The organism is Streptomyces sp. NPDC048275, assembly GCF_040652275.1.
In the GTDB taxonomy this organism is placed as follows: Bacteria; Actinomycetota; Actinomycetes; order Streptomycetales; family Streptomycetaceae; genus Streptomyces.
The window spans coordinates 1-26,630 of the sequence record NZ_JBEZLR010000005.1; the positions used below are offsets into that span (position 1 = coordinate 1).

23 protein-coding genes are annotated in these 26,630 nt (G+C 72.5%); 12 read left to right on the forward strand and 11 right to left on the reverse strand.

Translation table 11 applies throughout. The annotated features are described in order from the left end of the window. Positions 1-133: 133 nt before the first annotated feature. The 3 genes from AB0D57_RS04915 to AB0D57_RS04925 form a co-directional block, all read right to left on the reverse strand. The gene (locus AB0D57_RS04915) at positions 134-898 is read right to left on the reverse strand and encodes a calcium-binding protein (RefSeq protein ID WP_362067075.1); all 765 of its coding nucleotides are present in this window, start codon (positions 896-898) and stop codon (positions 134-136) included. Positions 899-1,133: 235 nt separating this feature from the next. Then, a complete protein-coding gene (locus tag AB0D57_RS04920; RefSeq protein WP_362067077.1) occupies positions 1,134-4,370 on the reverse strand; it encodes a molecular chaperone Hsp90 in 3,237 nt (1,078 codons plus the stop codon). 273 nt (positions 4,371-4,643) lie between these two features. Then, positions 4,644-5,567 (reverse strand): DUF3027 domain-containing protein, encoded by a 924-nt coding sequence (locus tag AB0D57_RS04925; protein WP_362067079.1) that lies wholly within the window; start codon positions 5,565-5,567, stop codon positions 4,644-4,646. Positions 5,568-6,365: 798 nt separating this feature from the next. On the opposite strand from AB0D57_RS04925, the gene AB0D57_RS04930 reads away from it, so the two are divergent. The 4 genes from AB0D57_RS04930 to AB0D57_RS04945 all read left to right on the forward strand — a co-directional run bounded on the left by AB0D57_RS04930 (position 6,366) and on the right by AB0D57_RS04945 (position 9,978). After that, positions 6,366-7,790, forward strand: a complete 1,425-nt coding sequence (locus AB0D57_RS04930) for an MFS transporter (protein ID WP_362067081.1) — start codon at positions 6,366-6,368, stop codon at positions 7,788-7,790. Positions 7,791-7,881: 91 nt separating this feature from the next. Next, a complete protein-coding gene (locus AB0D57_RS04935; RefSeq protein WP_362067083.1) occupies positions 7,882-8,382 on the forward strand; it encodes a DUF2771 domain-containing protein in 501 nt (166 codons plus the stop codon). Between the two features lie 26 nt (positions 8,383-8,408). Beyond that, complete coding sequence (locus AB0D57_RS04940) at positions 8,409-9,134, forward strand: futalosine hydrolase (protein ID WP_362067085.1); 726 nt, start codon at positions 8,409-8,411, stop codon at positions 9,132-9,134. Then, entirely contained in the window at positions 9,124-9,978 is an 855-nt protein-coding gene (locus AB0D57_RS04945) for a 1,4-dihydroxy-6-naphthoate synthase (protein ID WP_362067087.1), read from the forward strand. Before AB0D57_RS04940 ends, AB0D57_RS04945 begins: the two co-directional genes overlap by 11 nt. A gap of 29 nt (positions 9,979-10,007) precedes the next feature. Here the strand turns inward: AB0D57_RS04945 and AB0D57_RS04950 are convergent, their stop codons facing one another. Then, positions 10,008-10,391: a cold-shock protein gene (locus AB0D57_RS04950; protein ID WP_362067089.1), complete on the reverse strand. Its 384-nt coding sequence runs from the start codon at positions 10,389-10,391 to the stop codon at positions 10,008-10,010. Positions 10,392-10,552: 161 nt separating this feature from the next. On the opposite strand from AB0D57_RS04950, the gene AB0D57_RS04955 reads away from it, so the two are divergent. Continuing rightward, complete coding sequence (locus AB0D57_RS04955) at positions 10,553-10,816, forward strand: hypothetical protein (protein WP_362067091.1); 264 nt, start codon at positions 10,553-10,555, stop codon at positions 10,814-10,816. On the opposite strand, the gene AB0D57_RS04960 is transcribed toward AB0D57_RS04955, so the two are convergent. Continuing rightward, complete coding sequence (locus tag AB0D57_RS04960; RefSeq protein WP_362067093.1) at positions 10,780-11,424, reverse strand: haloacid dehalogenase-like hydrolase; 645 nt, start codon at positions 11,422-11,424, stop codon at positions 10,780-10,782. The genes AB0D57_RS04955 and AB0D57_RS04960 overlap by 37 nt on opposite strands. A gap of 79 nt (positions 11,425-11,503) precedes the next feature. Next, a complete protein-coding gene (locus AB0D57_RS04965) occupies positions 11,504-12,553 on the reverse strand; it encodes a hypothetical protein (RefSeq protein ID WP_362067095.1) in 1,050 nt (349 codons plus the stop codon). Positions 12,554-12,788: 235 nt separating this feature from the next. Here AB0D57_RS04965 and AB0D57_RS04970 point away from each other — a divergent pair, with 235 nt between their 5' ends. After that, entirely contained in the window at positions 12,789-15,377 is a 2,589-nt protein-coding gene (locus AB0D57_RS04970; protein ID WP_362067097.1) for a helicase C-terminal domain-containing protein, read from the forward strand. A gap of 64 nt (positions 15,378-15,441) precedes the next feature. Then, positions 15,442-17,085 (forward strand): DNA repair helicase XPB, encoded by a 1,644-nt coding sequence (locus AB0D57_RS04975; protein ID WP_362067099.1) that lies wholly within the window; start codon positions 15,442-15,444, stop codon positions 17,083-17,085. On the opposite strand, the gene AB0D57_RS04980 is transcribed toward AB0D57_RS04975, so the two are convergent. Together AB0D57_RS04980 and AB0D57_RS04985 are read right to left on the reverse strand one after the other, a co-directional pair. Next, on the reverse strand, positions 17,051-18,139 hold the full coding sequence (locus tag AB0D57_RS04980; protein WP_362067453.1) for a glycosyltransferase 87 family protein: 1,089 nt from the start codon (positions 18,137-18,139) through the stop codon (positions 17,051-17,053). The genes AB0D57_RS04975 and AB0D57_RS04980 overlap by 35 nt on opposite strands. A gap of 161 nt (positions 18,140-18,300) precedes the next feature. After that, a complete protein-coding gene (locus AB0D57_RS04985) occupies positions 18,301-18,498 on the reverse strand; it encodes a hypothetical protein (protein WP_362067101.1) in 198 nt (65 codons plus the stop codon). Positions 18,499-18,829: 331 nt separating this feature from the next. Here AB0D57_RS04985 and AB0D57_RS04990 point away from each other — a divergent pair, with 331 nt between their 5' ends. Further along, positions 18,830-20,878, forward strand: coding sequence for an ATP-binding domain-containing protein (locus AB0D57_RS04990; RefSeq protein ID WP_362067103.1), 2,049 nt, complete (start codon positions 18,830-18,832; stop codon positions 20,876-20,878). 147 nt (positions 20,879-21,025) lie between these two features. On the opposite strand, the gene AB0D57_RS04995 is transcribed toward AB0D57_RS04990, so the two are convergent. Continuing rightward, positions 21,026-21,721 carry a copper homeostasis protein CutC gene (locus tag AB0D57_RS04995; RefSeq protein ID WP_362067105.1) on the reverse strand — a complete coding sequence of 232 codons (696 nt, stop codon included), beginning with the start codon at positions 21,719-21,721 and terminating at the stop codon, positions 21,026-21,028. 187 nt (positions 21,722-21,908) lie between these two features. Here AB0D57_RS04995 and AB0D57_RS05000 point away from each other — a divergent pair, with 187 nt between their 5' ends. Together AB0D57_RS05000 and AB0D57_RS05005 are read left to right on the forward strand one after the other, a co-directional pair. Further along, positions 21,909-22,577 carry a hypothetical protein gene (locus AB0D57_RS05000; protein ID WP_362067107.1) on the forward strand — a complete coding sequence of 223 codons (669 nt, stop codon included), beginning with the start codon at positions 21,909-21,911 and terminating at the stop codon, positions 22,575-22,577. A 52-nt stretch (positions 22,578-22,629) separates the two neighbouring features. Further along, complete coding sequence (locus AB0D57_RS05005) at positions 22,630-23,733, forward strand: GNAT family N-acetyltransferase (protein WP_362067109.1); 1,104 nt, start codon at positions 22,630-22,632, stop codon at positions 23,731-23,733. Between the two features lie 8 nt (positions 23,734-23,741). On the opposite strand, the gene AB0D57_RS05010 is transcribed toward AB0D57_RS05005, so the two are convergent. Beyond that, a complete protein-coding gene (locus AB0D57_RS05010; RefSeq protein WP_362067111.1) occupies positions 23,742-24,008 on the reverse strand; it encodes a DUF4031 domain-containing protein in 267 nt (88 codons plus the stop codon). Beyond that, positions 24,005-24,412 carry a hypothetical protein gene (locus AB0D57_RS05015; RefSeq protein ID WP_362067113.1) on the reverse strand — a complete coding sequence of 136 codons (408 nt, stop codon included), beginning with the start codon at positions 24,410-24,412 and terminating at the stop codon, positions 24,005-24,007. The genes AB0D57_RS05010 and AB0D57_RS05015 overlap by 4 nt, the downstream gene beginning before the upstream one ends. A 56-nt stretch (positions 24,413-24,468) precedes the next feature. On the opposite strand from AB0D57_RS05015, the gene AB0D57_RS05020 reads away from it, so the two are divergent. Both AB0D57_RS05020 and murQ read left to right on the forward strand, forming a co-directional pair. Further along, the gene (locus tag AB0D57_RS05020; protein WP_362067115.1) at positions 24,469-25,386 is read left to right on the forward strand and encodes a MurR/RpiR family transcriptional regulator; all 918 of its coding nucleotides are present in this window, start codon (positions 24,469-24,471) and stop codon (positions 25,384-25,386) included. 296 nt (positions 25,387-25,682) lie between these two features. Continuing rightward, entirely contained in the window at positions 25,683-26,618 is a 936-nt protein-coding gene (gene murQ / locus AB0D57_RS05025) for an N-acetylmuramic acid 6-phosphate etherase (protein WP_362067117.1), read from the forward strand. The last annotated feature ends 12 nt before the right edge of the window (positions 26,619-26,630 follow it).

A 26,630-nucleotide genomic window follows, 5' to 3' on the forward strand; every position in this document is an offset into this window, starting at 1 on the left:
CGTGCAGCTGCAAGGCGGAGGAGGGAGTGATGGCGGAGCCATCGCGACCGACGACAACGCGGCAGATGTGCGTGCCAGACCCCGCGACGCCGCCCCCCATTTGCCGGTCGGTCTTACGGGTCGTACCTGGCGACTAGTTCACGTCGACGGCGTCACCCGTGGCGCTGACCGCCGCGGTGCTCGAGATGCCCGCGTAGGAGTAGCGGTAGGTGCCGTCGACCGACGCCGTGACCGTCGTCTTCAGGGCGCCACCACTGGTCGACTTGATCGTCTTGACCGTGGTGTAGGTGGTGCTGCCCTTCTTCTTGAACTGGAGCTTCACCGACTGGCCGGAGAGGCCCGCGTACTTGCCGGACTCCCAGTTGGCGCGGGTCAGGGCACCGGTGACCGTGATGGTCTTGCCCTTCTTCACCGGCTCCGGGGCGGCGTTGACCGTCAGCTTGGAGGCGCGCTGCAGCTTGAAGCTGCCCGCCTTCTCCTTCCAGATGAAGTTCGAGTCGTCGCCCTTGGCGTCGACCCAGGCGTCGACGTACCAGGTGCCCGCCTCGTCGTTGACGACGTCGTACACCCGCGGGTCGACGGTGAAGCTGCCGGAGCAGGTCGACGTCGTGGCGTTGGCGGCGACGCACTTCACGGAGGCCGTGGTGAGCATGCCGTAGTTCGGGCCGTAGAGGTCGATCTCGGCGGAGGCGATGCCCTTGTTGTCGGTGGCCGTGACGGACACCGTGAACTTCTTGACGGTGGTCGCGCCGACGACGACGTTCTTGCCGCCGTTCACCACGACCTTGGTGATCTTGGTGTCGCCCTGGCTGCCGTCCGCGTGGGCGGCGGGAGCCAGGACGGCTCCGGCGGCGGCGAAGGACGCTATCAGGGCAATGGTGGTGGTGCGCTTGCGCATGGATTCCCCCTGGAAACGGAGATGGCCCCCGAGACTCGTCTTTCCACGGCTCGTGTTCACGTACGGGGCCCAAGTGATCGTGGAGTCTGTTGACTCCGGTGATCAGATCTACGACGGGAGTGAATGGTTGTACGCGTGGGGGAGTCTCTGTGCAGATATGACGAAGGTCACAACACGGGGCTGCGGAGGGGTCGTACATCCTCACCGTGTACGACCCCAGGGCGCGCATCAGGTCTCAGTCGAACCAGCGGTCCCGCGCCAGCTCCTTCGTGCGGGACGGGTCTTCCAGCAGGGCCGCCACCTCGAAGCGGCGCGGCCACTGCCCGGCCGCCCAGGCGAGGCCCGCCGCGACCCCCTCCAGCGTGGACGCGTGCAGGACGCCGTCCCGCGTACACCGCCAGTCGAGCTCGGTGCCGTCGACGACGAGCTCCTCGTGCTCGACGTACAACGCGGGGGTCGAGGGGCCCAGCAGAACCCGTACGGACTCCGGTACGTCGTGCTCGGTGCCCTGCGAGGTCACCTCGCCGGTCACCGACTCGCTGAGCCGCCGCACCTGGAACAGCTCGGCGAGATCGGCGGCGCGGGACGGCCGTACGGGGAGCAGCGGCATGCCGCTGGTGAAGGGCAGCAGGTCGGGCGAGTCGACGACCACGGCGTCGGCCGCGTCCACGACCACCACCTCACCGTCGACGACGGCTCGCAACTCGTCCGGCAGGGTCACCTGCTCGGGCTCGAGGTCGGCCAGGAAGCCGTAGAGGGCGTGCAGTTGGGTGCCCGACACCTCGCGGTCGGAGTCGGCGAGCCGGTCGAGCAGTTCGGCCGCGCCGCCGGGTTCGTCGAGGAGGGCGGCCACGGAGGTGCGTACGCCGAGCGCCCGCAGCACCTGCTCGTCGTCGAAGCCGGTCGCGTCCGCCTCGTCGTACAGGCCGTGCAGGAGCGGGTCGCCGCCCGCGGCGCGCAGCCCGGCGGGGCGGCGCCCGTCGAGGACGGGGTGGCCGCGCAGCCACCACGCCGTGTACGGCCGGACGATCTCGTGCGTGCCGTCCGGCAACAGGATCCGCAGCGGCTGGGTGAGCGCGTCCCGCAGCGGCGGCCGGGACAGCAGCGCGAGCGCCTGCGGCCACCGCTCGTCGTCCACGAGGTCCAGGTCCCGTACGGCAACGATCTCGGTGGCGACCGGCGGCACCGGCGTGTCGGGCAACCGGTCCAGAACGTCCTCGCACCACACGTCCACTGCGTCCAGCAGACCCGCGTCGTCGGGTTCGGCGAAGTCGGAGTCGCGCGGCTCCAGTTCGTCCGGGTCCAGGACGACATCGGTGGCGCGTACGAGCGTGAAGTCGGCCAGCACACCACAGGCGGCGAGGGGCTGCTCGCCCCAGCGCTCGGCCCACTCGGCGTCGACGAAGGCCAGCTCGTCCTCGCGCATGACCTGGGCGAACGGGCTGCCGGACAGCACCAGTTCACCGGCGGGCGCGAGTTCGCCCTCCTCGTCCGGGAGGGCGAGGGCGCCGAGCCAGGGTTCGTCGCCGGGGTCGAGGGCGGCGTCGCGGACGAGGGTGAGCACGGTGTCCGCGAGCTCCTCGGCGTCCGGGGCGCTGCCGTCCCAGTCGTCCAGGCCGCTCCAGCCGCCCTCGTCGTCGAGGGACGCCGCGACGGCCGCGCGCACCTGCGGGGTGGTGAGGACCGCGCGGGGTGTGGCCGGGAGGGCGCCCAGCTTCTCCAGGAGGGGGTGGGCTGCGTCCGGGTGGGCGACCTTGAGGCCGAGGCGGGCGAGGGTGTCGGGGGCCGCCTGGGCGCCCTCCGCGGTGGGCAGGAGGACCTGGCGGGGGCCGATCGTCGTACGGCCGTCAGCGAGGGGTACGGGCAGCCCGGACAGCCGGTCGGGGTCGACACCGGCGAGGCTGTCGTACAGGCGGTGCCACCAGGCCGGGTCCTTCTCCAGGCCGGCCAGCCGGTCCACGGCCTCGGTGAGCGGGACGCGGGCGACGCCAAGGGTCCGCAGCTCCACCCGGCGTTCCAGCCCGGCGGGCAGCAGGCTGGGCAGCACCTCGGCGAGGACCTGGACGGTCTCGGCGCCCGCCCCTTCGACGACCTCGGCGTCGCGGGGGCGCAGGGCGGCGGGGGTCCGGGCGGCGTCCGTGTCGGGCCAGTCGGCGGGCGCGTTCTGGTCGCCGTCCTCCGGCGGGATGGCGGGCGGCAGGAAGGCGGTACGCGGCAGCCGGTCGAGGATCGCCTGGCGCAGCGCGCCGTCCAGCTCGCCCTTGCCGAGCGGGCCCGGCACGAGGTCGATGATCCCGGTGTCCACCGGGCGCCAGGCGGCGAGCAGTTCGGCGTACGCGTCCGCCGCGCGCTCCACGAGGAAGTCGGTGAGCGGGCCGGGGGCGGCGTGCCGGCGGGTGGTGTCGAGCGGGAGCGAGGCGATGAGGAGAGCCGGGACGCCGAGGGGCTCGTCGCTGGGGGTCGGCGCGTGCACGACCGGGCTGGTACGGGGGCGGGCCGGGGTGCCGTCGGCGTCGACGGGGGCCGCCCAGGTCACGGACCAGTGCGGGCGCAGACGCTCCTCGACGGGGCGGTCGGCGAGGAGGGCGGGGTCCAGGGGGCCGTGGTGGGAGACGGTGCGCCAGCGGGTGGTGCCGTCTCGGGAGTCTTCGAGGAGGACGGTGGAGGCGAAGGCGGGGGCGGAGGCAGAGGCGCTGCTTTCGGTGGGCTGTGGCGCGCTGCCGGGGGCTGTATCCGTGCGGCGCCGCAGCGTCCGGGCCGGGGTGTCGCCGATCTCGACGACGACCTCTTCGAGACCGGGCAGCGCGAGCAGGAGGGCGTCGTCCAAGCCGTGCAACAGGCGTTCCGCGAGATCCTCGGCCGCGGTGTCCCGCAGCGGCAGGATGACGGCGGTGTCGTAGGGGTCCGGGGCGGTGCCCTCGGCGGCGAACGGCAGCCGGAGCAGCGGCACATGGCTGTCGCGGCGGCGGATCTCGTCCCCCAGCCCCGGGCTGTGACGGGCGGTGTCCACCGCCAGCTCGCGGGCCTCGGCGAGGGACCAGCGGACACCGCCGTGCCGGCCCACGACGGCGGGCTCGTCGCTCACCGCGAGGACGGCGGCGAATCCGACGCCGAAACGGCCGACGGCGGTGTCGTGCGTGTCCCGCTTGGCGGAGGCGCGGAGCGTGGAGAGCGATTCGACGCCGGCCGCGTCGAGGGGGGCGCCGGTGTTGGCCGCGACGAGCACGCCGTCGCGGAGGGTGAGCCGGAGGCGGCCCGGCACTCCGGCGCGGGCGGCGGCGTCGGCGGCGTTCTGAGCGAGCTCGACCACCAGGCGGTCGCGGTAGCCGCCGAGGACGAGGTCCTCCTCGGCGTTGGCGTCCTCACGGAAACGGGCCGGGCTGGTGGCCCAGGCATCCAGCACGCCGCGTCGCAGGCGGGTCGTCCCGAACGGGTCCGCGCCCTCGGGTGCCGGCCGCACGAACTTGCTCACGGGTTCACTCTCCTTCTCGCGGCCCGCGATTGCACGCTGGGCTCGACCGCCGCATGAAGGTACCGCGCGGGGGGTGGGGTGGGGTTTGCTCGCCCCCCGCCGCCCCTACCCGTCCCATCCCTGGGGGCTCCGCCCCCAGACCCCCGCCAGGCATCCCAGCGCGTCCGGCGATCGAGGACGAGGCCGTCCAGGCCGAAGCGGGGGTCTGGGGGCGGAGCCCCCAGGAACGGGATGGGACGGGTAAGGGCGGCGGGGGCGAAAAAAGCCTCGGCCTTACGAGTGGCCCAGTTCCGCCGACTCGTCCGTCGCGATCGAGACCGAACCGGAATCCGCGGCGGGACGAAGCGGGAACGGATCGACCCGGGTTTCGTCGATCACCGGCGGAGCCGGCCGCGGCGGCTTCGGCATGACCGCGGCCTCGGAGTGACCGCCACAGCCGTACGACAGGGAGACGACACGCCCATCAGCCGGCGAGAACTCATTCGCACACACTCCGAACGCCTGACCGAGCGAGCCGCCGATCGGGTTCAGGAAGCCACAGCTCACGCACGCCGCGGGCGCCGCCTGAGCCATCGCCGTCTTGGGCCCGTACGACTCCTCCCAGCGGTCGGCCGCGATGTGCAGGCCGTAGCGGGAGAGGACGCGGGCGCGGCGCAGACCGAGCTCCTCCGCCACCGCCGCGATCGAACCGCGCCGCGGCGCGACCGGCAGGTTCGCGGGGCTGCCCGCGGTGACCTCCGCGTCCTCCGCCTCCACCAGCTCGGCCATGTCATCGGAGACCGCGGAATTCGGCGCGGGCTCGTCCTCGCCGGAGAAACCGGGCTCCAGACGCAGATCCTCGGCGTCCGTCGGCAGCAGGTCGCCGGGACCCATGTCGCCCGGGCGCAGCCGCTCGCTCCACGGCACCCACTCGGGGGCGAGGAGGGCGTCGGGGCCGGGCAGCAGCACCGCCTCGTCGAGGGTGACGACCTTCGCGCGGGAGGCACGGGCGACGGTCACGGCCCAGCGCCAGCCGCGGTACCCGAATTCCATGCACTCGAAGAAGTGCGTGACAACGCGGTCCCCCTCGGAGACCAGTTCCACGTGCTCGCCGACGACGCCGGGGGCGGCGGCCTCCTCGGCGGCAGCGCGGGCGAGGTCGACGGCCTCGGCGCACAGGCGGTCGGGGGTGCGGCTTCGCGTTGTCGCTGCGCTCACAGGTATCGCTTCTCTCCTACGCCGTCTCACGGGTGCGCCATCCCTCGGCGGGGGTGCGGACGGAGCGGACCGGTGGGCCGCGTCGACGTCCGCGCCCGATCGCGCTCGGGCGCACCTACGCCATCCATTCTGCGGGATGGCCGAGAGGCGCGCGGCCGAGAACAACCGCCGCAGGCGCGCTACGCACGCTACCTTCTCCTGGCCCGTGGGCCCACACCGGCGGGGCGCTTCTGCACTCCGCGCCAGGGTTCGCCGCCTGTCCGCGGCGCCGTTTCCCGGCCGTCCACCCGTCTCGACGCGCGGGAAACCAGAGGGAAAATCGCCCCTCCCGACCCTCGCGGTTGGCCGGAACGTATCCCCACCACCCCCTCGGTCGACCGGAAAAGAACCCCTACCGCCGCTCCCGGCCCACCGGCACAAGATCCCTGCCGCGTCCCTCGGTGGACCAGGACAGGATCCCTGCCGCGTCCCTCGGTGGACCAGGACGGGATCCCTGCCGCCCCCATCAGACGACCGACCCAGAATCCCCACCGCGCCCCTCGGGCGACCGACCCAGAATCCCCACCGCACCCCTCCGCAGACCGACCCAGGATCCGCACCGCATCCCTCCGTAGACCGACCCAGGATCCCTACGACTCCCCGGTCGACCGAAATGCCCCTCCGCCTCTCTCGTCCACCTGGCACCAACCCCAGCCGTCCCTCCCGGCCTACGATTCCGCCCCTCCGCGGCAGCCTCACTCGGCCGCTATACGCGCGGTAACCGCACTATGTACGTCCTTCTCAGGGCACTATGGCGGAGTGGCAGCCGCGAGGTCGCCCCAGGGAGCCACGGGTATCGGTGGTGACAAGGGGAGCATCCGAAGTGGCGGTACGGGCCGGAGGACCGGATCCGTCCGCGCGGTAGGGCGTGCCCTGCACTTCCCGGTGACGGGCCCGGCCCGCGGAATCCGGAAGGCGACGCACGCGCACGGGGCAGGCGAGTCGGGTCTCGGGAAACTGATCGAGCTGCACGCGGTGAACGGCGCCGGCGATGTCATGATCACCGTCGCCCTCGCCTCCACGGTGTTCTTCTCCGTGCCCACGGACGAGGCCCGCGGCCGCGTCGCCCTCTACCTCGCCATCACCATGGCGCCCTTCACCCTCCTCGCCCCCGTGATCGGCCCGCTCCTGGACCGCCTCCCGCACGGCCGCCGGGCCGCGATGGCGGGCGCGATGTTCGCCCGGGCCATGCTGGCGCTGCTGCTGTCGGGCGCGGTCGTCACCGGCGGTATCGAGCTGTATCCCGCCGCGCTGGGCGTGCTGGTCGCGTCCAAGGCGTACGGGGTGGTGAGAAGCGCCGTCGTGCCACGGCTGCTGCCGCCCCGGTTCTCCCTCGTGAAGGCCAACTCGCGGGTCACCCTCGGCGGACTCCTCGCCACCGGCGTCGCCGCGCCGATCGGGGCGGGGCTGCAGGCCCTCGGGCCCCGCTATCCGCTCTACGGCGCCTTCGTGATCTTCATCGCGGGTACGTTCCTGTCGTTCACGCTGCCGCACAAGGTCGACTCGGCCAAGGGCGAGGACAAGGCGCTGCTGGCCGCGGACGAGGAGCATCTGCACGGGCCGCGCGTGAAGAAGACCCCACGCCCCGGACTGCGTACCGTCGGTACGGCCGTCACGCACGCCCTCGCCGCCAACGCGTCCCTGCGCTGCCTCTCCGGCTTCCTGATCTTCTTCCTCGCCTTCCTCCTGCGCGAGCACCCGCTCACCGGCGAGAGCGCGGCGGTCTCGCTCGGGATAGTGGGTGTCTCGGCGGGCGCGGGCAACGCGCTCGGCACGGCCTGCGGGGCCTGGCTCAAGTCACGCGCTCCGGAGATCATCATCGTGACGGTCGTCGGGTGTGTGCTGGGGGCCGCGATCACCGCCGCCATATTCTTCGGGGCTCTCCTCGTGGCCTGTCTGGCGGCGGTCGCCGGGTTCTCCCAGGCCCTCGCCAAGCTGTCCCTGGACGCGCTGATCCAGCGGGACGTGCCGGAGTCCGTCCGTACGTCCGCGTTCGCCCGCTCCGAGACCTGTCTGCAGGTGGCCTGGGTGCTCGGCGGCGCGATCGGCATCGTGCTGCCCCTCAACGGAACACTCGGCCTGTCCGTGGCCGCCGCGATCGTCGCCACCGGGTGGCTCACCACTGTGCGCGGGCTGCTCGGCACCGCCCGGCACGGCGGACCGGTTCGGCAGCGGGTGTCCTAGGGGGCCTCGACGCACGGCCACGCGGGGGCCGCCCGCGGCACGCCGCACCCCACGTGGGGAGAGCGCTGGACGTGCCCGATAGCCTTCGGCCATGACCTCCCTGCCCCGCGGCAGAGCCGCTGATGGACTCAGTGTTGCGCGCCGCCGTCGTCGTGCCGTCGCCGTCACCGGCGCCGTATCCGCCGGGCTTCTCGCCCTGTCCGCCTGTGACAAGCCGTCGCCGCTGGCCACCATCACGGTCGGCAGCAACTCGGTGAGCTCCGAGACCGACTGCTACAACGACGGCAAGGAGGTGAAGGCTGCGGATCTGGCCAAGTGCCTCAAGTCCAAGGACATCAAGTCCATCTCGGTCGACCCCGACGAGACCGTGCGGTTCGGCGTGGATCCGGAGATCGCGGACGAGGGCTGGACGATCCTGATGAACGGTCAGCCGCTGACCGACTCCAGCACGAAGACGTACCGGACGATTCCGGGGAGCGTGTTCTTCAACGCCCAGTACGGCGCCAGCGGAAACTCCACGCTCGTCTCCATCAAGGAGGGCGACGAGACGGTGACCGGTCTGTGGTCCTTCAAGCTCAAGAAGGACGCCTGATCGCTGCCGCTGGGCTGAGAGTGCTTGTGGCCACCGCCGTTCCGGTCGAACGGGACGCGGTGGCTGGAGCGTTCGCGGTCCCGCGCCACGAGGTGACGCTGCCCGGACTGACCCTTGAGCGGCTGTCCCCGGCACCTGCGGTCCCCTCCGCCGCCGGCCTGACCCTCGATCTGCTGGCCGCCGGCGTCGGACCCGCCCTCGCCGCCGCCTCCGCGGCCACCGCGCTCACCGCGCGCGCCCTCGAAGGCGCCCCGTACGACCTCGTGGTCTCCACGGGTATCGCCGGCGGTTTCCAGCCGGACGCCCCCGTCGGGTCCCTCGTCGTCGCCGACGCGATCACCGTGGCGGATCTGGGCGCCGAGACCGCGGACGGGTTCCTCCCCGTCACCGAGCTCGGGTTCGGAGTCGTCAACCACCGCCCGCCAAAAACACTCGTACGAGACGTCGTGGCGGCGACGGGCGGACGCGCCGGAACCGTACTGACCGTGTCCACCGTGACCGGTACCGCCGAGCGTGCCGCCGAGCTGCGGGCCCGGCACCCCCGCGCGCTCGCCGAGGCCATGGAGGGCTTCGGTGTGGCCGAGGCGGCCGCCGCGCACGGTGTGCCCGTACTGGAACTGCGCGCGGTCTCCAACCCCGTCGGCCCGCGCGACCGTGCCGCCTGGCGCATCGGCGACGCTCTCGCGGCCCTCACCGGGGCCTTCGGGAAGCTCGCGCCCGTCCTGGAGAGTTGGAACCCACATGAGTCCTGAGCCTGAGAACGTTCGTATCGCCTACTCCCCCTGCCCGAACGACACCTTCGTCTTCGACGCCTGGGCCCACGGCCGCGTCCCGGGCGCGCCCGCCCTCGACGTCACCTTCGCGGACATCGACATCACCAACGGCATGGCCGAGCGCGGCGAGCTCGACGTCCTGAAGGTGTCGTACGCCGTGCTGCCGTACGTCCTCGACACGTACGCGCTGCTGCCCTGCGGCGGCGCGCTGGGCCGGGGCTGCGGCCCGCTGGTGCTGACGCGGGAGTCCGACGCCGACCTCACGGGCCGTACCGTCGCCGTCCCGAGCGAGCGGTCGACGGCGTATCTGCTCTTCCGCCTCTGGACCGCGGACACGATCCCCGGCGGGGTCGGCGAGATCGTGGTCATGCCGTTCCACGAGATCATGCCGGCCGTGCGGGACGGCAAGGTGGACGCCGGACTCGTCATCCACGAGGCCCGTTTCACCTACCAGAACTACGGCCTGCACAAGCTCGCCGACATGGGCGAGCACTGGGAACACACCACCGGACTGCCCATCCCCCTCGGCGCGATCATCGCCAAGCGCTCGCTGGGCGAGGAGCGGCTGAAGGGCCTCGCCGAGACGATTCGCGCCTCGGTCCGCGCCGCCTGGGACGACCCCGAGGCCTCCCGCCCGTACGTCCTCGAACACGCCCAGGAGATGGACCCCGCCGTCGCCGACCAGCACATCGGGCTGTACGTCAACGAGTTCACGGCCGACCTCGGCGAGGACGGGTACGCGGCGATCCGGGGTCTGCTCACACGCGCGGCGGCCGAGGGGCTGGTGCCGCCCCTCGGCCCGGATGCGCTGAACTTCCCCTAAACAATCACCAAGACGTCATAGGTCACAGGTCACACGTCGAGCTGGTCGGCGACCGCTCGCAACAGGCCCGCGATCTGCTTGCCGGAGGCCTTGTCCGGGTAGCGGCCCTTCTCCAACATCGGCGTGATGTTTTCGAGGAGGGTCGTCAGGTCCTGGACGATGGAGGCCAGTTCGTCCGGCTTGCGGCGCTGGGCGGCCGCGACGGAGGGGGTCGGGTCCAGGATGGTCACCGAAAGCGCCTGGTCGCCGCGCTGGCCTGCGACGACGCCGAACTCCACGCGCTGGCCGGGCTTGAGAGCGTCGACTCCGTCAGGCAGGACCGAGGAATGAACGAAGACGTCGCCGCCGTCGTCGCGGGAGAGAAAGCCGAAGCCCTTCTCACTGTTGAACCATTTGACCTTGCCGGTAGGCACGTCTGTCCTCGTCCTCGTACTCGTCGGAAACTGCTCTGAAAACTGCTCTGGATAGCACTACAGCGGGTCCTCTGACCCGCCGGTACCAAGGCTAATGGCCCACAGGCCGGTGACAAGACGTCGCCGGATTGTTCCTTCGCGCTGGGAACTACCCTGGTCCGGTGCGTGACAAAACCCAAGCGAATTCCACAGAGCCAGGGGACCGGCTGATCCGTGCCGGTGTCATTGTGTTCTTCATCGGAGCTGTGGCCACACTCGTCACAGTGGCCCCACTGCTGCTGGATACGACGCCCTTTCCGACGTTCATGTTCGGCTTGAGCATGCTCATGGGCGTCGGCTTCCTGCTGGCCGGAGCGGGGGTGCTCCAATCGGTCGCGGCCGGCCGGCGTCAGGCCCGCGCCGCCTCTTCCGCCGCGCCCCGGTAGCCGCCCAGCCACGCCGGGAACTCCGTCAGGTCACCGAGGACCACGTCCGCGCCCGCCGCGCGCAGCTCCGCCGCGTCGCACGGGCCGGTGGCCACCGCGACGGAGTACGCGTCCGCGGTGCGTGCGCCGCGTACGTCGCCGGTGTGGTCGCCGACGTACACGCTCGCGCCGTACTCGCGCAGCGCCTCCGCCTTCCGCTCCGCCCACAGGTTGCCGACCACCGCGTCGGCGTCGATGCGCAGGTGCTCGAGGTGCAGCTTGGCGTTGGGCTCCCACTTCGCGGTGACGACGACGGCACGCCCGCCCGCCGCCCGCACGGCGTCGACGGCCTCGCGCGCGCCGGGCATCGCGAGCGTGCCGGTGATGGCATGGGCGGGGTACATCTCGCGGTAGAGATCGGCGACGGCGGCCACCCGCTCCGCCGGGAACCAGTTGATCAGCTCTTCCTGCAGCGGCGGTCCGAGCCGCGTCACCACGAGATCGCAGTCGATGTACGTCCCCGTACGCGCCGAAAGCGCCCGGTAGCAGGCGTGGATGCCAGGGCGGGAGTCGATCAGGGTCATGTCGAGATCGAAGCCGACGGTCAGCGAGCGCGAGGTCGTATGCATAAGGGCCATTGTGCCCAGCGGAGGAAACCGGCAGCCGTGCCCCCGCACAGAGCCCCCTCAGTGCCCCCTCAAAGCCCCCTCAGCGGCTGCGCTGTGAGCGCCACACCAGGTACAGCGCCGAGGCCAGCGCCGCGCCGCGCACCACCCACGGCCAGGTTTCCGTAACCGCGTCGTTCATGTGGCCCTTGGCGATCGGGTCGCCCCAGCGGCCGTCCGTACGACCCCACAGCCAGACGACGGCGGCCATGGCCACCACGCCGGGCATGCCGAGGACCGCCCACTTCGACTCCGCGGGGCTCAGCCGGCGCGAGGCGTAGGCGATGAGCCAGCCGAGGCCGAGGGCGAACCAGTTGCCGAGCACGGCGCCCACGACGAGGAGGACGGCGGCGAGCAGGAGGAGGGGGTTGCTCCAGTTGCCCGGGCGGGGGAGGCGACGACGGGGCGCGGCGGCCTCGTCGGCGGGGACGCCTTCGGCGGCCTTCTCCGCCTTCTTCGGTTTCCCCGTCGGTTTCCCCGTCGGGTTCTTCGTCGAGTTCTTCGTCAGGCTCGCTTTCGCGTCGTCCTCGTCGTCCTCCTCCGCATCCTTCCGCTCCGGGGGCGGCTTGAGCAGATCGGGGATCTCCACGCCTCCGACGAAGCCCGGCACGCTGTCGCCGAGCCCGAACGGACTGCTGTCCACGCGCCACCAGTCCGGTTGGGCGGAGCTGTCGCCCAGTTCGTGCGTGCTCGCGAGGTGCGGCGGGGACGGGGCGTCGTCGGCGGTGGCGCGGGCGGGCTTCGGTTCTTCCGCCGGGCGCGCCCTCGGGACGACTCGGCGCAGACCCTTGGGGCGGTCCTGCCGCTCGTCGGCGGCGCGCTGGGTGGGCACGGCGGCCCGCGTGTCCGTTCCGGCCTCGGGGGCGCCCTCACGGGCGCCGGCGACGATGTCGTCCGGGGTGCCCAGACGGGAGAGGATGCGGCGGACGGCGGCCGGGCTGTCGACCGGAGTCTTCGCCCTGCGGCGGTCGATCTCGTTGCGCAGCTCCGACACGAGCCGCATGCGGGTCGCCGACGGCAGCTGGCGCTGCTGGGCCAGGTCGCCGACCCGGCTCAGGTAGTCGAATACGAGCTGGTCGCTCTCAATCCCCACGAGTCCCCTCCGGGGCAGGCGCGTTGGATACCCCGTGGCCACGAAGGTACCGGGTTTTCCGCCCCCGCCGCCCCTACCCGTCCCATCCCTGGGGGCTCCGCCCCCAGACCCCCCGTTCGGCCTGAACGGCCTCGTCCTCAATCGCCGGACGGGCTGAGATGCCCCAGGGGCGCGGAGCCGCCGGGGACGGGACGGGTAGGGGCGGCGGGGGCGAGAACCCACTAACGTTGACCGGATGAGCACAGAGGAGCACCCCACCCCGGACCCCGCCCCCGCGGGAACCGCTCCACGTTCCCTGGCGGAAGCCCTCCGCACACGGGACGACACCTCCCTGTCCACCCTCCTGCGCACCCGCCCCGACCTCATCACCCCCGTCCCCACGGACCTCACCCAGCTCGCCACCCGCGCAGGCACCCGCGCCTCGGTCGTCCGCGCCCTGGAGCGCCTGGACCGTTTCGCCCTGCAGACCGCGGAGGCGCTGGCGGTGGCGCCGGAACCGGCGACGCAGGACGAACTGCTCGGGCTGATGGCGGGCGACGACGAGGACCCGGCGGTCACGGCGGCGTTCCCGCGCGCCCTCGAGGCCCTGCGTGAGCAGGCCCTGGTGTGGGGCCCGGACGACCGGCTCCGACTCGTCCGCACGGCCCGTGAGCTCCTCGCGCCCTCCCCGCAGCACCCGTCGCCGACCGGCCTCGGCCCGACGGTCGCCGAAGCCACGGCGGGCATGTCACCGGGGCGCATCCAGGAGATCGTGGCCACCGCGGGACTGCCGACCACCCACGACTCGGTGTCCGCCGTGGGCTCGCTCACCGACCTGTTCACGGACCGCGTACGGATGTCGGCGCTCCTCGACACCTCCCCGACGGAGTCGCTGCAGGTGCTGTCCCGGCTGGTGTGGGGGCCGCCGTACGGCCAGGTGACGGCCGACCCGGCACGCCATCTGCGCTGGCTGATGGACCGCGGGCTGCTGCTGCCGACGGCCCCCGGCACGGTCGTGCTGCCCCGGGAGGTCGCCCTGCATCTGCGGGCGGGCCGCGCGCACCGGGTGACGGAGCCGGTGCCGCCGCCCGTCGAGCCCGCGGCGACGCACCGTCCACAGGTTGTGGACAGTGCCGCGGCGGGCCAGGCGTACACCGCGCTCGCCACGGTCGAGGAGCTGCTCAAGGACTGGCACGAAGGCGGGCCGTCGGTGCTGCGCGCGGGCGGGCTGAGCGTGCGGGACCTGAAGCGGACGGCGGTGGCGCTGGACGTCTCCGAGCCGGTGGCCGCGTTCTGGGTGGAACTCGCCTACGCGGCAGGCCTGTTGGCCTCCGACGGCGAGGCGGACGAGCAGTACGCCGCGACGCCCGGGTACGACGAGTGGCTGGAGCTGCCGGCCGCCGAACGCTGGACCCGCCTCGCCGACGCCTGGCTCACCGCGACCCGCACGGCGGGCCTGGTCGGCGGGCGGGACACGAAGGAACGTACGTTGTCGGCGCTGGGGCCCGGTCTGGACCGCTCCGCGGCCCCCGAGGTCCGCCTCCGCGTCCTCACTCTCCTCGCCGGCCTTCCCGAGGGCGCCTCCGCCACCCCGGACTCCCTCCTCCCCCGCCTGCATTGGGAACGCCCCCCGCGGGGCTCCCAGCCCCCGGCCGACGATCTGCGCACCCGTCTGGCCCGCTGGGCGCTGTCGGAGGCGGAGCTGCTGGGGGTCACGGGCCGGGGCGCGCTGTCGGCGCAGGGGCGGGCGCTGCTGGGGCTGCCGCCGGCGGCACCGCAGACCGCCGAGCCGCCCTCCGGCCCCGGCGACAAGCTCCCCGCCCACAAGCACCACCGCCCCGCCGCCGAAGCCCCTCCCTCGCCCGCCCCGCACCCCCGTTCCCCCGCCGAGCACGCCGCTGCCGCCGCCCAGGCCGCCCGGCTGCTCGCCCCCCTCCTCCCCGAGCCCCTGGACCACGTCCTCCTCCAGGCGGACCTGACCGCTGTCGCGCCGGGCCCCCTGAAGCGTCCCCTGGCCGACACGCTGGGCGTGCTCGCGGACGTCGAGTCGAAGGGCGGGGCGACGGTCTACCGCTTCACACCGGGTTCGGTACGCCGCGCGCTGGACGCGGGCCGCTCGGCGTCGGACCTGCACGCGTTCCTGACCGCCCACTCCCGCACGCCGGTGCCGCAGCCGCTCGCGTATCTGATCGACGACGTGGCCCGCAGGCACGGCCATCTGCGGATCGGCGCGGCTTCGGCGTACGTCCGCTGCGACGACGACGCGCTGCTGAGCGAGATCCTCGCCGACAAGCGCTCCCAGGGCCTCAGGCTCCGCCGTCTGGCGCCCACCGTCCTGGCCGCCCAGGCCGACCCGGGAACCCTCCTCGAAGGCCTCCGCTCGATGGGCTTCGCGCCCGCCGCCGAGTCGGCCGAGGGCGACGTCCTGATCACCCGCGCGCACGCCCGTCGTACCCCGCCGCGCACCGCCCCCGAGCCCGTCCCGGACGGCCCGCCGATCCCCGACGCCACCCTCCTGGGCGCCGCGATCCGCGCCATCCGCGCCGGAGACCTGGCGTCCACGACCCCGCGCAAGCCGACCCCGGCCGACGGGCCGGGCAACGGCGAGCTCCCCCGTACCAGCTCCGCCGAGACCCTCGCCACCATGCAGGCCGCCGTCCTCACCGGCGAGGCCGTGTGGATCGGGTACGTCAACGCCGAGGGCTCCGCCAGCCAGCGCGTGATCGCCCCGATCCGCGTCGAGGGCGGCTTCGTGACGGCGTACGACCACACGGCGGACGAGGTCCGCACCTACCCGCTGCACCGCGTCACGGGGGTCGCGGAACTGGCCGACGACCAGGCGTGATCATCCGCTGTTGAGGCACACTGGACGTTTGGCCGTGCAGAGCCATGTTGAAAGGGTGCCGCGCGTGAATGGTCCACTCATCGTCCAGAGCGACAAGACACTCCTGCTCGAGGTCGACCACGAGCAGGCCGACGCATGCCGTCGGGCCATCGCACCGTTCGCGGAGCTGGAGCGGGCGCCCGAGCACATCCACACCTACCGTCTGACGCCGCTCGGGCTGTGGAACGCGCGCGCCGCGGGCCACGACGCCGAGCAGGTCGTGGACGCCCTCGTGGAGTACAGCCGCTATCCCGTGCCGCACGCCCTGCTCGTCGACATCGCCGAGACGATGGACCGCTACGGCCGGCTCACGCTGAGCAAGCACCCGGCGCACGGGCTCGTGCTCACCACCACCGACCGGCCCATCCTCGAGGAGATCCTGCGGTCGAAGCGGGTCATCCCGCTCGTCGGCGCCCGGATCGACCCCGACACCGTGGCCGTGCACCCGTCCGAGCGCGGGCAGATCAAGCAGACACTGCTGAAGCTGGGCTGGCCGGCCGAGGACCTCGCCGGGTACGTCGACGGGGAGGCCCACTCGATCGACCTGGCGGAGGACGGGTGGGCGCTGCGGCCGTATCAGAAGCAGGCCGTGGAGAACTTCTGGCACGGCGGAAGCGGAGTGGTCGTGCTGCCCTGCGGCGCGGGCAAGACCCTCGTCGGCGCCGGGGCCATGGCGCAGGCGAAGGCCACCACCCTCATCCTCGTCACCAACACCGTCTCCGCCCGGCAGTGGAAGCACGAGCTGGTCAAGCGCACCAGTCTCACCGAGGACGAGATCGGCGAGTACAGCGGGACGAGGAAGGAGATCCGGCCCGTCACCATCGCGACGTACCAGGTGCTGACGACGAAGCGGAAGGGCGTCTACCAGCATCTCGAGCTCTTCGACTCCCGTGACTGGGGGCTCATCGTCTACGACGAGGTGCATCTGCTGCCCGCGCCGGTCTTCAAGTTCACCGCCGACCTTCAGGCGCGGCGGAGGCTGGGCCTGACCGCCACCCTGGTCCGTGAGGACGGGCGGGAGTCGGACGTCTTCTCGCTCATCGGGCCGAAGCGGTTCGACGCGCCGTGGAAGGAGATCGAGGCGCAGGGGTACATCGCGCCGGCCGACTGTGTCGAGGTCCGGGTCAATCTGACGGACTCCGAGCGGCTCGCGTACGCGACCGCGGAGACCGAGGAGAAGTACCGCTTCTGCGCGACGACCGCGACCAAGCGGAAGGTGACGGAGGCGCTGGTACGGAGGTTCGCGGGCCAGCAGATCCTGGTGATCGGCCAGTACATCGACCAGCTCGACGAGCTGGGCGAGCACTTGAACGCGCCCGTCATCAAGGGGGAGACCAGCAACGCCCAGCGGGAGAAGCTGTTCGACGCGTTCCGGGAGGGCGAGATCAGCGTGCTGGTCGTGTCGAAGGTGGCCAACTTCTCCATCGACCTGCCGGAGGCGACCGTCGCGATCCAGGTGTCGGGAACCTTCGGGTCGCGGCAGGAGGAGGCCCAGCGGCTGGGGCGCGTCCTGCGGCCCAAGGCCGACGGCCACCAGGCCCACTTCTACTCCGTCGTCGCCCGCGACACCATCGACCAGGACTTCGCCGCCCACCGCCAGCGCTTCCTGGCGGAGCAGGGGTACGCGTACCGGATCATGGACGCGGACGAGCTGCTGGCGAACGACTGAGCCGACGGCGGCGCGGCAGGGCACGGACCCGAAGAGGGCCGACCGGCTCCCGCCGCGCCGTCCAGCCGAGCAACGCCAGCCCCAGCAACGGGTAGGGCGAGGCCAACACCTGCTGCCACCAAGGCAGTTGCAGGTCCAGGTCGCCCTGGTGCGGGATCAGCCACAGTGTGCGGGCGGTGAAGAGCACCGTCACCACGGCGGCGAGGCGGAGGCGGCCCTCGGCGTACAGCACGGCGATCAGCGGTACGCACCACACCCAGTGGTGCGACCAGCTGATGGGGGAGATGAGGAGGGCCGTGAGGGCGGTGACCAGGACCCCCCGCCGGTCGTCCGGCATACGGCGGGCCAGCCAGAGGCCGCAGCAGGCGACGGCCACCGCCGGCAGCGCCCAGGCGAGGCCCGGCGACGGTTCCCCCAGCGCGCGGGCGACGAGCCCCTGCAGCGACTGGTTGTCGACGATCCACACCTTGCCGACGCGTTCGGTCTCGTACAGCCGCCGGGTCCAGAAGTCGACGCTCGCGACCGGAAGGGCGAGCGCGCCCAGCAGGACGGTCCCGGCGAAGGCCGAGGCGGCGACGGCCGCTTCCCTGTGCCGACGCGTGAGCAGCAGGTACGCGATGAAGACGGCGGGTGTCAGTTTCACTCCGGCCGCGATGCCGAGCGCGATGCCCTTGCCGGGGGCGCCGGGCGGACGCGTCAGATCCCAGAGGATCAGGCAGGCGACGGCGAGGTTGATCTGGCCGAAGAGGACCGTCTGGAAGACGGGTTCGAGCCACAGGGCGAGGGCGGTGGCGGCGCAGAGGGCGGGGAGCCGTGCCGGAAGGCTCGCGAGACGGCAGGAGAGCCGGACCAGCGCGGCCAGCAGGGCCACGTTTGCGACGACGAAGGCCACCTTGAGGGCGTCCGGCGGGAGCCAGGTCGTCGGTACGAAGAGGAGCGCCGCGAAGGGTGGGTACGTGGCGGGCAGGTGCCACTCGGTGACGGTGAACCCGTAGAGATCCGTGCCGTTCAGTACGGCGGAGCCCTCGGCCCGGTAGACCAGCGCGTCGGCCATGGGGGCGCGGAGGGCGACACACAGCGCGCAGAAGACGGCGACGGAGAGGGCGAGAAGTAAGGCGGAAACGGGCAGGGCGACTTCGGTGGGTGGGTCTTCGGTCACGTTCCGCTGTGGCACGAGGTGACCCTAGTGCCGGGCGACGCGGCCCGGCGTACGGCTCACCGCCGTCGTACGCCCGCTTCCTCGCCGTACTCGCCGAGGACCACGACATCGAGTGCCGCGCCGGCGAACACCTTGACGGCGCGCAGGGCGTCGCCGAGGCGGTGGCGGTGGTGGGTGGAGGAGAGGCCGGTCGCGCCGTGGGCGGCGACGGGGCCGGAGTGGGCCGGGCCTGGGGTGAAGGTTGCTGCGCTCATATATCCATGGTGGAACGCGGGCCCCCGGATGGCGTCGGTCTTCGGACCGAACTCGGCAGCCCCCTCGTACGCCTACGGGCCGCTCCGCCTACACCCCATGGCGGACACCGCCCCCTAGGGAACCCCCGGGGGCAGTACGCCCCCGGGCGCCCCGCCGCCACCGACGGTGCCGCGAAAAACCGTTGGCCCGGACAACCTCCCCTGCCCTAGAATCTCCGCTCTTGCCCGCCTCCCTTTCGCGGAGTGCCGCCACCCGGACGGAAACCGGGCGGCAGAACGCCACCACGACGCAGCCAGCAGCCCGCTCCCGGAGGCAACACCCGTGTCCCGCATGCCCGAAGGTCCCGACGACGCCCACGATCCGCTCTCCCGCGAGCGGGCCCATCTCGGCGAGTCCCGCGCCGCCCTGCGCGCGATGCGGGAGGACGTGCAGAACCTCGACATCAAAGACGTCACCGCGAACTGGGTGAACGCCGCGGTGCTCCAGCATCAGATCGACGAGCGGATCAAGGCCCTCGCCGATCTCAGCCACACCCCGCTGTTCTTCGGGCGGCTGGACTACCTGCACGCGCCGGGCGCTGACAAGGCGGAGGGTGCGGCAGGGGAACGCTTCTATATCGGGCGGCGGCATGTGCATGATGCCGAGGGCGACCCGATGGTGATCGACTGGCGTGCGCCGGTGTCGCAGCCGTTCTACCGGGCCTCGAAGAAGGATCCGATGGATGTCGGGCTGCGCCGCCGTTTCGGGTACACCGGCGGCGATCTCACGGCGTACGAGGACGAGCATCTCTCCGACCCCGCCGAGGCCGCGGGCACCAGCAAACTGCTGCAGCAGGAGATCGAACGCCCGCGCGTCGGCCCGATGCGCGACATCGTGGCGACGATCCAGCCCGAGCAGGACGAGATCGTACGGTCGGGGCTGTCCGGCTCGGTCTGTGTGCAGGGTGGTCCGGGCACCGGGAAGACGGCCGTCGGCCTGCACCGCGTCGCGTATCTGCTCTACGCCCACCGGGAGCGGCTCGCCCGCACCGGCACGCTGGTCATCGGGCCGAACAGGTCGTTCCTGCACTACATCGAGCAAGTGCTGCCCGCCCTCGGCGAGTTGGAGGTCAAGCAGGCGACGGTCGACGATCTCGTCGCGCACGTCGAGGTGCGCGGCACGGACGACGCGGCGGCCGCCGTCATCAAGGGCGACGCCCGGATGGCCGAGGTACTGCGCCGGGCGGTCCGTTCACACGTGAACCTGCCGACCGAGCCCGTCATGGTGGTGCGCGGCTCGCGGCGCTGGCGGGTACCGGCGTACGAGCTGGAGCAGATCGTCCGGGAGCTGCTGGACCGGGACATCCGGTACGGCGCCGCCCGCGAGGCGCTGCCGCAGCGGATCGCGCACGCCGTGCTGGTCCAGATGGAGCGGTCCGGCGAGGCACCGGACGACCGGGTGCAGGATGCCGTGGCCCGCAACGCCGCCGTGAAGGCGGCCGTCAAGGCGATGTGGCCGCCGGTCGACCCCGCCAAACTCGTCCTGCGCCTCCTGTGCGACGCCGACTTCCTCGCCGTACACGCGGACGGAATCCTCGACGAGGACGAGCGGAAGGAGATCCTCTGGGCCAAGCCCGTACGGTCGGTGAAGTCCGCCAAGTGGTCCGCCGCGGACGCCGTGTTGATCGACGAGGCGACCGATCTGGTGCAGCGCACGCACTCCCTCGGACATGTCGTGCTCGACGAGGCGCAGGACCTCTCCCCGATGCAGTACCGGGCCGTCGGCCGCCGCTGCACGACGGGATCGGCGACCGTGCTCGGGGATCTCGCGCAGGGCACGACCCCTTGGGCGACGCGGAGTTGGGGCGAGGCGCTCGGTCACCTCGGCAAGGGCGAGGCGGTGGTCGAGGAGCTGACGGCCGGTTTCCGTGTCCCCACGGATGTCATCACGTACGCGTCCCGGCTGCTGCCGCACATCGCGCCGGGGCTGACGCCGGTGGAGTCGGTCCGTGAGAACCCGGGCTTCTTCGAGGTGCGGCCGACGGAGGCCGACACCGAAGTGGTCAGTGCCTGCGAGGAGTTGCTGCGTCACGAGGGCTCGGTCGGGCTCATCGCGGCCGACGCCCGGATCCCGGGCCTCGCGGAGGCGCTGGCGACATCCGGTCTGACGTACCTGGGCCCGGGCGAGGAGACCACCTTCGACACCCGCCTCACCCTCGTCCCCGCCTCGCTCGCCAAGGGCCTCGAGTACGACTACGTGGTCCTGGACGAGCCGCGGGCCGTGGTCGACGGCGAACCGGACGAGCGGACCGGCCTGCGCCGCCTGTACGTGGCGCTGACCCGAGCGGTCTCGGGCCTGATCGTGACCCACACGGCCCCGCTGCCCGCCCAACTGGGCTAGGGCCTGTCCGGCGGATCATGCCGCAGACCCGGGCTTGGCACGCCCATCTGCGGCGTTGTCGTCGGTCAACGACGCTCCGCGTCGCTCGCCGACGCGAGCGCCGGGCGGCGCCCCGGACCGGACGTGCACCTCGCGCAACGGCGGCCCCTACGCGTCCAGCGCCTCCCGCCACCCGCGTACCGCCTCCGCCGAGACCGGTGCGGCCCATCCGCCCGGCCGGGCCGCGCCGCCGATGTGGAAGGCGTCGACACCCGCGGCCCGCAGCGGGGGAACGTGGTCGAGGCGCAGTCCGCCCCCGACCATGAGCCGCGGCTCGTAGCCGGGCTCGCCCCGGCGCGCGGCCTCGGCGAGGAGCGTGGGCAGCCCGTCGTCCACACCGGCCGGCGAACCCGCCGTGAGATACGCGTCCAGGCCCGGCAGATCCGCGAGCTGCTTGCGCAGGGAGTCACGATCGGTGGCGCGGTCGATCGCACGGTGGAACGTCCAACGGCAGCCGTCCAGTTCGGCGACGACCCGCTCCACGGCGTCCAGGTCCGGGCCGCCGTGCTCGTCGAGGAACCCGAGCACGAATTCGTCCGCCCCCGCGCTCCGCATCTCCCTCGCCACGCGTACGAGCGTGGCGACGTCTCCCGCCGCGAAGCCGTCCGCCAATCTCAGCATCACGCGCAGCGGGACGTCGACGGCGGCGCGGATCCCGGCGAAGGTCTCCCTCGCCGGGGTGAGCCCGTCGGCGGCGATGTCGCTGACCAGCTCCAGTCGGTCCGCACCTCCCGCCCGGGCGGCGACCGCGTCCTCCACGCCGAGGGCGATCACCTCAAGGACGGCACGCTTGCGCTCACTCATGGGACCTCTTCCCTCGGGGCGGCTACAGGTCTAGTCCAATCCCAGCGTACGCCGGGGGCGGGTGGGATTTCGCCCCCGCCGCCCCTACCCGTCCCATCCCTGGGGGCTCCGCCCCCAGGGCCCCGCCCATGTCCAGGAATCATCGCTCCACGCCAGAGCCTGTCCGGACAGCGAGGACAATGACGGCATGGCAGCAGACAGACACCGGCACCCCGCCCACGAAGACCTGGAGAAGCGCTGGGCGGCCACTGTCGAGGCGGCCCGCGACAGCGGCGGTTCCGGGCCCTCGCCCTCCCCCTACGCGGCGAACCTCCTGACGCGCTGGGCGGAACCTCAGCGCCGCTACCACACCACCGACCACCTCATCGCGGTCCTCGACCACATCGACGCACTGGAGGAGTACGCGCGGGACCCGGCGGCGGTACGCCTGGCGGCCTGGTTCCACGACGCCGTGTACCTGCCCGACCGCTCGGAGAACGAGGAGCGCTCCGCCCGTCTCGCCGAACGCGCCCTCCCCGAGCTGGACATCGACGAGACCCGCACGAACGAGGTCGCCCGCCTGGTCCGCCTCACCGTCACCCATGCACCCACGCCCGACGACACCAACGGCATCGTCCTCTGCGACGCCGACCTGGCCGTGCTGGCCTCGCCGCCATCGTCGTACGCCGCCTACGTGGCCGCCGTCCGCGAGGAGTACGCCTTCGTCCCGGACGACGCCTTCCGCACGGGCCGCGCGGCCGTGCTGCGCCAACTCCTCGATCTGCCACGGTTGTTCAGGACACCGCACGGGGAACGGGAGTGGGAGGAACGGGCGCGGGAGAACATCCGGCAAGAACTCGCCCGGCTCGGCACATGACGGCGGAGAATCCCGTACGTACCGACGCCTGATCGCATCTATCCTCACCCGCATGCGAGACATGGGTGGGGACCAGGTGACGGAAGCCGTCGCGGAGAGCGTCGCGCTGCTGCGGACGGCGACCGGACGGGACTGGGACGGCGTCAAGGCGGGTCGGCTGGAGTGGAGTTGCCGAAGGACGGCCGAGCACCTCGCGTCCGCTCTCCTCGCGTACGCGGGCCAGTTGGCGGGGCGGCCGAGCGACGCGTACGTCCCGTTCGAGATCATGATGGAGGACGGCACCGACAACGCCGGCGTGGTCGACGTGATCGAGACGACCGGCGCCCTGCTCACCGCCGCCATCCGCACCACGCCGCGCGAGGTGCGCGCCTTCCACTCGTACCCGTTCCACAGCGCGAACCGCGAGGGCTTCGCCGCGATGGGCGTCGCCGAGGTGCTGCTGCACACGCATGACATCGCCGAGGGGCTCGGCCTCGCCCACGAACCCCCGGCCGCGCTCTGCGAGGACGTCCTGACCCGGATCTTCCCGCACGTCCGCCCCGGCCCCGCCCCCTGGCCCACCCTCCTGTGGGCGACCGGCCGCGGCGAGTTGCCGGGGCGCGCCCCGCTCACCGAGTGGCGCTGGAACAACAACCTGGCCATCGAGGCCGAACGGCTCACGCTCCAGGGGGTCACCCCGGCTGCCGCCGCCGACCTGCGCGCGGGCGGCACCGGCGGCTTCGAATGGATCGAGGGCGGCCCCTTCGAGGGCACCCGGGAAGCCGCCGGCATGGTGGTGAAGGCGTACGAGGACGGGGTGCACCGCCCGGAGTGGGGCATGTTCGTGCTGGTACGGACCGAGGACGGCCGCGCGGTCGGCGCCATGGGCTTCCACGGCGTCCCCGACGAGGAGGGCCGCGCCGAGGTCGGCTACGACCTCGCCGAGAACGCCCGCGGCAACGGCTACGCCACCGAGGCCCTGCACGCCCTGTCCGCCTGGGCCCTGGCCCGCGACGACGTAGAAGTCCTCTTCGCGGCCATAGACCGGACGAACGCCCCCTCCCAACGCGTCATCGCGCGGGCCGGGTTCACCCGGGTGAGCGAGGACGTGGAGCAGTACGCGTACGAACTGCGCGGGATGAACAAGTCGCTGCGGCTGTACGCCCGCAAGGACTGACGCGGCCCTCATCGACCGACGTGTTTGCGCCGCCGCAGCCCCGCCCCGTACAGCAGCCGCACCACCTCACGGCTGCTGACCTGCACCGCACCGGCACGCACGGCGTCCGCGTACCGGTGCGAGGGAATGTCGTAGTGGTCGCGCTCGAAGGCGCGCCGCGGCGCGCCCAACTCGGCGGCGAACGTGTGCAGTTCGTCGTACGACACATCGCTGATCAGGTGGGACCAGACGCGACCGTGGCCGGGCCAGGTCGGCGGGTCGATGTAGACGGTCACGAGGACGAGGCTCCGCCGGTCGCCGAGCCCAGCGTCCCCACCGAGGCGACCTGCACGCCCGCCTTGTGGCAGACCCAGTGCGGATCGGGCCCCAGTTCCGGTTCGACGTCGAGGGCGTGCGGGTCCCCGGAGCCACAGACCGGACACAACGGCCACCGCCCGTACCGCTCGAGCAGCGCGTCCTGTACGTCCTGGGCGACGAGCCCGGCGACGTAGTCCACACCCTCCGGCCACTGCTCGACCCACCAGCGGCGCTGCGCCACCGACTCCTCGACGAGCGAGACGACGTCCGCCTGGGCGACCTCGCCCGTGATCAGGTCGGCGAGCACCAGAGCGCGGGCCGCGTGCAACGCCTGCTCCAGGGGGCTGATGGGATTACCGGTGGGGTCGTCGGAGGGGGTCATGCACCCATTGTGCGCACCCTTGACCACTTACCCCAGCAGAAAATATCTTTCAAGACGTGACCCATGACGTGAAGGAAATTTTCGCGGGAGAGGCTCCGCCCGCTCCCGCCGCCCTCGCGGCCAAGGTGCGGACGCTCGCCCCGTCGATGACCCGCTCCATGCAGCGGGTCGCCGAGGCCGTCGCCGGTGACCCGGCCGGCTGCGCGGCCCTCACCGTCACCGGCCTCGCCGAGCTCACCGGCACCAGCGAGGCGACGGTCGTCCGCACCTCCCGCCTCCTCGGCTACCCGGGCTATCGCGATCTGCGCCTCGCGCTCGCCGGGCTCGCCGCCCAGCAGCAGTCGGGCCGCGCCCCCGCCGTCACCGCGGACATCGCGGTCGACGACCCCATCGCCGACGTGGTCGCGAAACTGGCGTACGACGAGCAGCAGACCCTCGCCGACACCGCCGCCGGGCTCGACACCGTCCAGCTCGGGGCGGCCGTCAGCGCGCTCGCCGCCGCCCGCCGTATCGACATCTACGGCGTCGGCGCGTCCGGCCTGGTCGCCCAGGACCTGGCCCAGAAGCTGCTGCGCATCGGCCTGATAGCCCACCCGCACAGCGACCCGCACCTCGCCGTCACCAACGCGGTGCAGCTGCGCGCCAAGGACGTGGCGATCGCGATCACGCACTCCGGCTCGACGGGCGACGTCATCGAGCCACTCCGGGTCGCCTTCGACCACGGGGCGACGACGATCGCGATCACCGGCCGGCCGACCGGGCCCGTCACGCAGTACGCGGACCACATCCTCACCACCTCCACGGCCCGTGAGAGCGAGCTGCGCCCGGCGGCGATGTCGTCGCGCACCAGCCAGCTGCTGGTGGTGGACTGTCTGTTCGTGGGGGTCGCCCAGCGGACGTACGAGACGGCGGCGCCCGCGCTGTCCGCGTCGTACGAGGCACTGGCGCACCGGCACCGGCGCGCTCCGCGGTAAGACCGACCGGCAATGGGAGGGTGGGAGAAGGAGCGGGGTCTGGTGCGTGCGGCTGCAAGGCGGAGGAGGGAGTGAGGGCGGAGCCATCGCGACCGACGACAACGCGGCAGATGTGCGTGCCGGACCCCGCGACGCCGCCCTCCCATTGCCGGTCGGTCCAAGGCGGGAAACTTGCTGTAGCGGGAACCCCGCGGGCCGTTCATAGCTGGTCGCGCCCACGCGGCGGAGCCGCACAGGTCGCGGCCTCACTCCCTCAGGGGCGCGACACCACACCACACCGGAAAGAGCCGTCCCGCATGACCTCCACATCCCATGACCGCGACCTGCGCGCCGAGTTGGAGACCCTGACCACCGAGGCGTTCCGCCCCGAGCTCTCCGAGATCGACCGGCTGCCGACGCTGGAGATCGCGAAGATCATGAACGCCGAGGACACGACCGTACCGACGGCCGTCGGTGACCGGCTCCCCCTCATCGCCGCCGCGATCGACGCCATCGCGGAGCGGATGTCCCGCGGCGGCAGGCTGGTCTACGCGGGCGCCGGCACCGCGGGCCGCCTCGGCGTCCTGGACGCCTCCGAGTGCCCGCCCACCTTCAACACCGACCCGTCCGAGGTGGTAGGCCTGATCGCGGGCGGCCCGAGCGCCATGGTCACCTCGGTCGAGGGCGCCGAGGACTCCGCGGAACTGGCGGCGGCCGACCTGGCCGCGCTCTCCCTGACCCCCGACGACACGGTGGTCGGCGTCTCCGCCTCCGGCCGCACCCCGTACGCCGTCGGCGCCGTCGAACACGCCCGCGCGCGCGGCGCGTTGACGATCGGCCTGTCCTGCAACGCGCACAGCCCCCTCGCGGCGGCCGCCGAGCACGGCATCGAGATCGTCGTCGGCCCGGAGCTGCTCACCGGCTCCACCCGGCTGAAGGCGGGCACGGCCCAGAAGCTCGTCCTGAACATGCTCTCGACGATCACGATGATCCGCCTCGGCAAGACGTACGGGAATCTGATGGTCGACGTACGCGCCTCGAACGAGAAGCTGCGCGCCCGCTCCCGCCGAATCGTCGCCCTGGCCACGGGCGCCTCGAACGAGGAGATCGAGGAAGCCCTCGCGGCCACCGACGGCGAGGTGAAGAACGCCATCCTCACCATCCTCGGCGGGGTGGACGGGCCCACGGCGGCCCGCCTTCTGGAGGAGAGCGACGGCCGTCTGCGCGCGGCACTCGCGGCATCGACCGGCTGACCAGCACTCTCG